Genomic DNA, 8,967 nt, shown 5'->3' with positions numbered 1-8,967 from the left:
ATTAGTGAAAAGGTTGTCAAAGAGGATATCTTTAGCTCTATTCATATAGAAGAGTTTGAAATTGAGGCAAGAGATACCAAGCAGGGAAAAGAGGAGATAACCAGAGATATCCCCAATGTAGGAGAGGAAACCCTTAAGGATCTCGATGAAAGTGGTATTATTAGAATTGGAGCTCATGTAAAACATGGAGATATTCTTGTTGGAAAGGTGACTCCTAAAGGAGAGACTCAATTAAGCCCAGAAGAAAAGCTATTAAAGGCTATTTTTGGAGAAAAGGCAGGGGATGTGAGAGACTCTTCATTAATTGTCCCTCCTGGCATAGAAGGAACAGTCATAGATGTTAAGGTCTTTTCTAGGAAAGGTATAGAGAAGGATTCAAGGATGTTGACGATAGAAGAGGAAGAAATAGCTAAAATTGAAAAAGACTTTAAGGATGAAATAAAGATAGTAGAACAAGAAAGAGATAAAAGGATAAGAAATATGTTGCTTGGTCAGGTTGTGTTGACAAAATTTCCTCATCCAAAAACTAGGAAAACACTCATTCCAGCAAAAGCGAAGATAACTGCTGAGATATTAAACAAGATAGATGATAAGTATTTAATGAATATTGAGGTTAAAGATGTTGAAATGGAGGATAGGATTAAAGAAATAGACGAAAAAGCTAAAGATCAAATTCATATTCTTGAGACTTTGATGAATGAGAAGATATCAAAATTAAGAAAGGGGGACGAACTACCACCTGGGGTGATAAAGTTGATAAAGGTATATTTAGCCATGAAAAGAAAACTATCCGTTGGTGATAAGATGGCAGGGAGGCATGGGAATAAAGGTGTTCTTGCGAAAATCGTTCCAGAAGAAGATATGCCTTATCTCCCAGATGGTACACCTATCGAGCTTATTTTAAATCCTTTAGGAGTTCCTTCAAGGATGAATGTCGGTCAGATTTTAGAAACCCATTTAGGCTGGGCTGCAAAGAAGTTGGGATGTTATTTTTCAACGCCTGTTTTTGATGGGGCTCGGGAGAGTAATATAAAAGACGTTCTGAAAGAGGCTGGTCTCTCAGAGTCGGGAAGGACCATTTTGTATGACGGTTACACAGGTGAGCCCTTCGAACAAGAAGTTGTGGTTGGTGATATATATATGATGAAATTACATCACTTGGTTGATGATAAGATCCATGCCAGATCAACAGGACCATATTCCTTAGTAACACAACAGCCTTTAGGCGGAAAGGCTCAATTTGGTGGACAGAGATTAGGAGAAATGGAGGTATGGGCATTAGAGGCTTATGGCGCTGCAAAAACTCTTCAGGAAATGCTCACAGTAAAATCTGATGATGTTTCTGGACGGACAAGGATGTATGAGTCTATTGTTAAAGGCAATAATGTTCTTGAACCAAGTCTTCCTGAATCATTTAATGTAATGATAAAAGAGTTACAGAGCCTTTGCTTGGATATTGAGCTTATTGAAAATGAGAAGGAATCTAAGTAGTTAATTTAAAGGATTTCTTTCATTAATTATTTATTAGTAGTTTAAAATTCAAGGAGTAAAAATTGGACGATATATTAAATTTATTTGAAAAGCCAAAGGACACTTTAAGATTTGATGCAATAAGAATAAAAATTGCATCTCCGGAAAAAATTCGGGCTTGGTCTTCAGGGGGGGTGAAAAAACCTGAGACCATCAATTACAGAACTTTTAAACCAGAGAGAGATGGGCTTTTCTGTGCGAAGATATTTGGACCGGTAAAAGACTGGGAATGCAACTGTGGGAAATACAAGAGAATGAAACACAGAGGCGTTGTATGTGAGAAGTGTGGGGTTGAGGTCATTCAATCGAAAGTCAGGAGGGAGCGGTTGGGACATATAGATTTGGCTTGTCCTGTTTCACATGTCTGGTTTTTGAAAGCACTTCCAAGTCGAATAGGTAACCTATTAGATATGACTCTCAATTCACTGGAAAGAATCCTCTATTTTGAAAACTATGTAGTAATTGATCCTGGGAAGACCCCATTAAAAGAAAGGGAGCTTCTGACCGAAGAGAGATATAGAGAGCTTAAAGAAGAACATGGAGATGGTTTTAGTGCAGCTATGGGAGCAGAGGCTGTTTGTGAACTCCTCAAAAGGTTAGATCTACAAAAGCTTGCCAAAAAATTAAAGAAAGAGCTGAATGACTCTACTTCTCTCCAAAAAAAGAAAAAGATCATAAAGCGTTTAAAAATTGTTGAGGCCTTTAGAAAATCTGGAAATAAACCTGAATGGATGATTTTAGATGTTATTCCTGTTCTTCCTCCAGAGCTCCGTCCTTTAGTTCCATTAGATGGAGGTCGTTTTGCAACCTCTGATTTGAATGATCTTTATAGAAGAGTCATTAATAGAAATAATAGATTGATAAGGCTTCAAGAGCTAAAAGCACCCGAAATAATTATTAGAAATGAAAAAAGGATGCTCCAAGAGGCAGTGGATGCCCTTTTTGATAATGGGCGGAGAGGAAGAGTTATAAGGGGTCCCAATAGAAGGCCCCTTAAATCATTGAGTGACATGTTAAAAGGAAAGCAGGGAAGGTTTAGACAGAACTTATTGGGCAAGAGGGTTGATTATTCTGGAAGGTCGGTTATCGTGGTTGGTCCAGAGTTAAAATTTCATCAGTGTGGTTTACCCAAAAAGATGGCTTTAGAACTTTTCAAACCTTTTATATATAATAAACTTGAAGAGAAAGGAATCGTCACAACCATTAAAAGTGCAAAAAGATTAGTGGAGAAAGAAAGTACCGAAGTATGGGATGTTTTAGATGAGGTAATCAAAAAACACTGTGTCTTATTAAACAGAGCACCGACTTTGCACCGTCTCGGCATACAAGCCTTTGAACCTGTTCTTATTGAAGGGAAAGCCATAAAGATTCATCCATTAGTATGTGCTGCTTTTAATGCCGATTTTGATGGAGATCAAATGGCAGTTCACATTCCTCTTTCTACAGATGCACAGATTGAATCTCGGATATTAATGTTGTCATCAAATAATATTCTTTCTCCGGCTAATGGGAAGCCCTTAGCGGTTCCGAGTCAAGACATGGTCCTTGGTTGCTACTATCTTACAAAGGAAAGAGGTGGTTCTAAGGGTCAAGGAAAAGTATTTTCAGATATAGATGAAGTAAGAGTTGCGTTTGATCATAAAGAAGTAGAATTGCAGGCAAGGATTAAAGTGAGGATTGATGGAGAATTAGTTAATACGACTGTTGGAAGGGTTTTGCTTTATGAGATTTTACCCAGTGAAATTCCTTTCTCAAGCGTTAATAAACAAATGAATAAAAAGAATTTAATAGATTTAGTATCCGAAAACTTCAAAAAAGTCGGGAGAGAAAGAACAGTTCAATTTCTAGACGAGCTTAAAGAAATAGGTTTTCATTATGCTACACAGGCTGGTATATCTATATCAGTTGATGATATGCATATTCCTTTAAAGAAGGAGGAACTAGTAGAGAAAGCCAGAAAAGAGGTTTTAAGAGTAGAGAAGCAGTATAGAGACGGTTTAATTACGAATGGAGAAAGATATAATAAGGTTATCGATATCTGGGCCCATGTTACAGAAAAGGTTTCTGAAGAAATGTTTAGAGAGTTAGAAACTGATGATGAAAGTATAATGAAAGGAGTTGATGGAAAGAAAAGAGACTTTAATCCAATTTTCATAATGGCAGATTCTGGGGCGAGAGGCAGCTCACAACAAATTCGTCAGCTTGCCGGAATGAGAGGCCTTATGGCAAAACCTTCAGGCGAGATTATCGAAACACCCATTACTTCAAATTTCCGTGAAGGACTAACCGTATTACAATATTTTATCTCTACCCATGGTGCGCGGAAAGGCTTAGCTGATACAGCCTTAAAAACAGCTAATTCCGGATATCTTACACGACGATTGGTTGACGTAGCTCAAGATATGATAATCTTGGAAGAGGATTGTAAAACATTAAATGGAATTTCAGTAACCGCCCTTGTTGAAGGTGGGGAGATTATCATGCATCTCAGTGAGAGAATTCTTGGCAGGATAGCTATAGAAGACATTGTAGATCCCTTCTCTGAGGAAATCATTATTAAAGTGAATGAAATGATTGATGAGGAAGCAGTAGAAAAAATAGCAAATGCCGGAGTTGAAAGAGTTAAAATCAGATCTGTTTTAACGTGTGAGGCAGATTTTGGTGTTTGCGCAAAGTGTTATGGAAGAAACTTGGCAACAGGAGGAATGTCAGAGATTGGAGAAGCTGTCGGAGTCATCGCTGCTCAATCTATAGGAGAACCAGGTACACAGTTAACAATGAGGACATTTCATATCGGTGGAACAGCTAGCAGAATAGTCGAACAAACAGCCCTTCAGGCAAAAAAAGGTGGTATTTTGAAATATCTCAACCTGAGGACATTAACGAACAAAGCTGGTGATATTGTGGTTATGAACAGAAACGGGAGTATTGTTATTCAAGATGAACAGGGAAGAGAGAAAGAAAAATATCCTATGGTATATGGTGCTAAACTTAAGATGAGGGACGGTCAGAAAATCTCTGAAGGAGAGAAATTGGTGGAGTGGGATCCCTATACGATATCGATTTTAACTGAAGCGAGTGGAAGAATAGCCTTTGGAGACATTGTTGAGGGAGTTACTATGAAGGAAGAGTTGGACGAGGTTACGGGTCTTTCTCAGAAGGTACTCATGGAGCATCAAGATGAAAAACGGCAACCTCGAATATCAATTAAAGACAAAAATAACAAAACGATAGCAAGATACCTCCTTCCTGCAGGCGCTCATATTGCTGTAGCTGAGGGAAGCATGGTGTTTGCGGGGGATGTTTTGTCAAAGATACCGAGGGAAACTACTAAAACAAAAGATATTACAGGAGGTTTACCACGAGTAGCTGAATTGTTTGAGGCGAGAAAACCAAAAGAGCAAGCCATCATAACTGAGATTGATGGTATTGTGAAATTTGGTGGTATGGAAAAGGGTATGAGAAAGGTTATTGTTAGTGGAGATGGTACCGAAGAGAGGGAGTATCTGATACCCAGAGGAAAACATGTTAATGTCCATGAGGGTGATAAGGTAAAAGCTGGTGAGCCTTTGATGGATGGGGCAGCAAATCCCCATGATATTCTCGATGTTTTAGGTGAAAAAGAGCTGGAGAAATATTTAGTTAACGAAGTTCAGCAGGTGTATAGATTACAGGGAGTTATTATAGATGACAAACATATTGAAATCATTGTTAGACAGATGTTGAGAAAGATAGTAATAGAAGATGAAGGGGACACTGGTTTTCTTGTTGGTGAACAGGTTTCTAAGAATCTCTTTATTAAAGAAAATGAAAAAGTGATTTCAAAAAAAGGGAAACCCGCCAAAGGGAAGCCAGTTCTGTTAGGTATCACAAAGGCTTCTTTAAATACTGACAGCTTTATCTCCGCAGCTTCATTCCAAGAGACCACTCGCGTTCTCACCCAAGCAAGCGTGAGTGGTATGATTGATCAATTGAGAGGTTTGAAGGAAAATGTAATCATGGGTCGATTAATTCCTGCAGGAACGGGTGCGAGAGAATTCCAAGGATTCGATATCAAAATAGAAGAGGAATATAAGAAAAGTGAGGGAGGAGTCGGGTTAAGTGCAGCGAGTTAGAAATATGATGATAAATGTAAATTTTATTACAAAAATATTGACAAATAATATAGAGTTTGATATTTTCGGAAGGTTTTTCTTCATTGCAGGGGAAGGTAGATCTCTTTGAATCAATTTTAAAATTTTAACGATTTTTTTGCTAAGGAGGTTTGATTGCCTACTATCAGTCAATTAGTTAGAAAAGGAAGAAAAAGAAGTAAAAATAAAACAGACAGTCCTGCTTTAAAAGGTTGTCCTCAAAAGAGAGGTGTATGTTTAAGGGTTTACACATCTACTCCTAAGAAACCTAATTCAGCGCTAAGAAAGGTAGCGAGGGTTAGATTGACAAACAGGATGGAGGTTACCACTTATATTCCAGGAATTGGTCATAATTTACAAGAGCATGCAATTATTCTTATTAGAGGGGGAAGAGTCAAGGACCTTCCTGGGGTCAGATATCATACTATCCGTGGAACCTTAGATACTATAGGAGTACAAGATAGAAAGCAGAGTCGATCAAAATACGGTTCCAAAAAACCTAAATAATAATTTTGCTAAAAAGACCGATTAGCTGAAGGAGATTTTTTTATGCCTCGAAAAAAGATTGTTAGTAAAAGAAAGATATTGCGAGACCCCAAATATAATGATTTGCTTGTTGCCAAGTTTATCAATGGTATCATGAAGGATGGGAAAAAGAGCCTTGCTGAGATAATTTTTTATAAAGCGATGGATCTCGTAAATAAGAAGACAAATAAGGAACCTTTAGATATTTTTAAATCCGCAATTGAGAATGTTAAACCTATGGTAGAGGTTAAATCAAGGCGCGTTGGAGGGGCCACCTATCAAGTACCAATAGATGTCCGAGGCGAAAGGGGGATTTCTCTGAGCATCAGGTGGATTTTAAATGCCTCTAGAGAGAGACCGGGGAAAACCTTGCAGGAAAAGTTATCTGCAGAGTTAATAGATGCTACTAATAAGACAGGTAATGCTGTAAAGAAGAGAGAAGATACACATAAGATGGCAGAAGCCAATAAGGCCTTTGCCCACTATAGATGGTAAGAGGGGGTTTTTCGATTGGATAAAAAAATGGGTCTGGATAAAACTCGAAATATCGGAATCATAGCCCATATTGATGCGGGGAAGACGACGACTACAGAAAGAATTCTATATTATACCGGTGTTTCATATAAAATGGGAGAGGTTCATGAAGGTTCGGCCGTTATGGATTGGATGGAGCAGGAACAAGAGAGGGGAATAACGGTAACCTCGGCGGCAACCACCTGTTTCTGGAAAGAACATCGGATTAATATTATTGATACACCGGGACATGTAGATTTTACTGTAGAAGTAGAGAGGTCTATAAGGGTTTTGGATGGGGTTGTAGGAGTTTTTTGTGCTGTTGGAGGAGTGGAACCTCAGTCTGAAACTGTATGGAGACAGGCAGAAAAATACTCTGTTCCCAAGATTGCCTTTATAAATAAGATGGATAGGATTGGGGCAGATTTTTTCAATTGTATCAATATGATGAAAGAGAGACTAGCAGCAAATCCGGTTTTGCTCCAGATCCCTTTGGGTTCAGAAGAAAATTTTATAGGAGTGATAGATTTAATAACCATGAAAGCGTTTGTTTATGATGAGGAGTCTCTGGGAGCCACTTTTCGTGAAGAGGAGATACCAGAAAATTATAAAGAACAAGCAAAAGAGTATAGAGACAAAATGGTTGAGATTATAGTGGAAGAAGATGAATCATTACTCGAAAAATATCTCAATGGAGAAGATATTTCAGTAGACCAAATAGAACAAGGATTGCGGAAATTAACTTTAGAGAACAAAATCGTACCCGTTTTATGTGGCTCAGCCTTTAAAAATAAAGGGATCCAGCCTTTATTGGACGCTATAGTAAAATATCTTCCGGCACCTACAGAGGTTCCGCCTATTAAGGGTATTAATCCTCAAAATGATAAAGAAGAGATAAGACTATCTGGGTTTGATGAACCTTTCTCTGCTTTGGTTTTTAAGATATGGTCAGATCCATATGTGGGTCAATTAGCTTTCACAAGGGTCTATTCTGGTTCCTTGAAGACAGGCTCATATGTTTATAATGCTAGTAAAGATTGTCAAGAGAGGGTAGCTCGCTTATTTAAGATGCATGCAAACAAAAGGGAAGAAGTTAAAGAGGTTATGGCAGGTGATATCGTGGCGATTATAGGTTTTAAAAATACTCTCACAGGTGATACTGTATGTGACAAGAAAAATCCACTCATTTTAGAATCGATGAGGTTTCCTGAACCGGTAATATCTGTAGCAATAGAACCAAAGACAAAAAATGATGGGGAAAGGCTCTTAACGTCATTAAACAAATTAGCACAAGAAGATCCCACATTCGTAGTAAAGAGTCATGATGAGACAGGTCAAACTCTTGTTTCAGGAATGGGAGAATTACATTTAGAGATATTAGTAGATAGACTTCTCAGAGAATTTAAGGTTGATGCAAATATTTCTAAACCTCAAGTCTCTTATAAAGAAACCATTCAAAGAGAAGTAGAGGCAGAAGGAAAATTTATCCGCCAGAGTGGGGGAAGAGGACAGTATGGTCATGTTTTCTTAAGATTAGAGCCCTTAAAAAGGGGAGAAGGTTTTCAGTTTGAGAATAAAATTATTGGAGGAGTTATTCCAAAAGAATATATCTCTGCTATCAAAAAGGGTGTTATGGAAGCCATGGAAAGTGGTGTAGTAGGTGGATATCATGTTATTGATATAAGGGTTACTGTTTATGATGGTTCTTTTCACGAGGTTGATTCCTCAGAGATGGCTTTTAAGATTGCCGCATCAATGGCCTTTAAAGATGGGGTTCAAAGGGCAAAGCCTGTTTTACTCGAACCCATTATGGAGGCTGAGGTGATTGTACCTGAAGAGTATCTGGGAGATGTTATGAGAGATTTAAATTCTCGCAGGGGCAAGATTAGCGGAATGAATATGCGGGCTGGAGCTCGAGTCGTTAAAGTTTTTGTTCCTCTTTCAGAGATGTTTGGATATGCAACTGACTTAAGATCTGCGACACAGGGAAGAGCGACTTTTACAATGCAGTTTGCATATTATAATGAAGTCCCTGTTAATATTATCGATCATATAATATCAAAAGTGGATATGCTTCATGATCATAAAAAAGTCACAGTTGCTTCATAAATTTAATTTAATAATTTTTTTAACAAGCACAGAGGAGGGTTAGGGGATGTCAAAGGCGAAATTTCAGCGTACCAAGCTTCATATAAATGTTGGGACGATAGGTCATGTTGATCATGGGAAGACGACGTTGACGTCGGCGATCACGAAGGTTTTGAGC

6 protein-coding genes are annotated in these 8,967 nt (G+C 38.1%); all 6 read left to right on the top strand.

Translation table 11 applies throughout. From position 1 onward, the window contains the following. Nucleotides 1–1,491, top strand: a 1,491-nt coding sequence (locus tag VMW81_08825) for a DNA-directed RNA polymerase subunit beta (GenBank protein HUU51044.1), incomplete at its 5' end; no start/stop codon positions are given. A gap of 62 nt (nucleotides 1,492–1,553) precedes the next feature. Next, nucleotides 1,554–5,645 carry a DNA-directed RNA polymerase subunit beta' gene (gene rpoC / locus VMW81_08820; protein ID HUU51043.1) on the top strand — a complete coding sequence of 1,364 codons (4,092 nt, stop codon included), beginning with the start codon at nucleotides 1,554–1,556 and terminating at the stop codon, nucleotides 5,643–5,645. Between the two features lie 153 nt (nucleotides 5,646–5,798). Then, entirely contained in the window at nucleotides 5,799–6,170 is a 372-nt protein-coding gene (gene rpsL / locus VMW81_08815) for a 30S ribosomal protein S12 (GenBank protein HUU51042.1), read from the top strand. Between the two features lie 42 nt (nucleotides 6,171–6,212). After that, nucleotides 6,213–6,683, top strand: coding sequence for a 30S ribosomal protein S7 (gene rpsG, locus VMW81_08810; GenBank protein HUU51041.1), 471 nt, complete (start codon nucleotides 6,213–6,215; stop codon nucleotides 6,681–6,683). A 27-nt stretch (nucleotides 6,684–6,710) separates the two neighbouring features. Next, a complete protein-coding gene (gene fusA, locus VMW81_08805) occupies nucleotides 6,711–8,810 on the top strand; it encodes an elongation factor G (GenBank protein ID HUU51040.1) in 2,100 nt (699 codons plus the stop codon). 46 nt (nucleotides 8,811–8,856) lie between these two features. Continuing rightward, the coding region (locus VMW81_08800) for a GTP-binding protein (protein HUU51039.1) at nucleotides 8,857–8,967 on the top strand (111 nt) is incomplete at its 3' end.

This window comes from Nitrospinota bacterium (assembly GCA_035528715.1).
Classification (GTDB): Bacteria; JADFOP01; JADFOP01; order DATKYB01; family DATKYB01; genus DATKYB01.
This window is presented reverse-complemented; position numbering and strand designations above follow the sequence as displayed.

Coding starts and splice junctions, on each gene's coding strand:
- rpsG (HUU51041.1), top strand. CDS start 6,213: ATGCCTCGAAAAAAGATTGTTAGTAAAAGAAAGATATTGCGAGACCCC.
- fusA (HUU51040.1), top strand. CDS start 6,711: ATGGGTCTGGATAAAACTCGAAATATCGGAATCATAGCCCATATTGAT.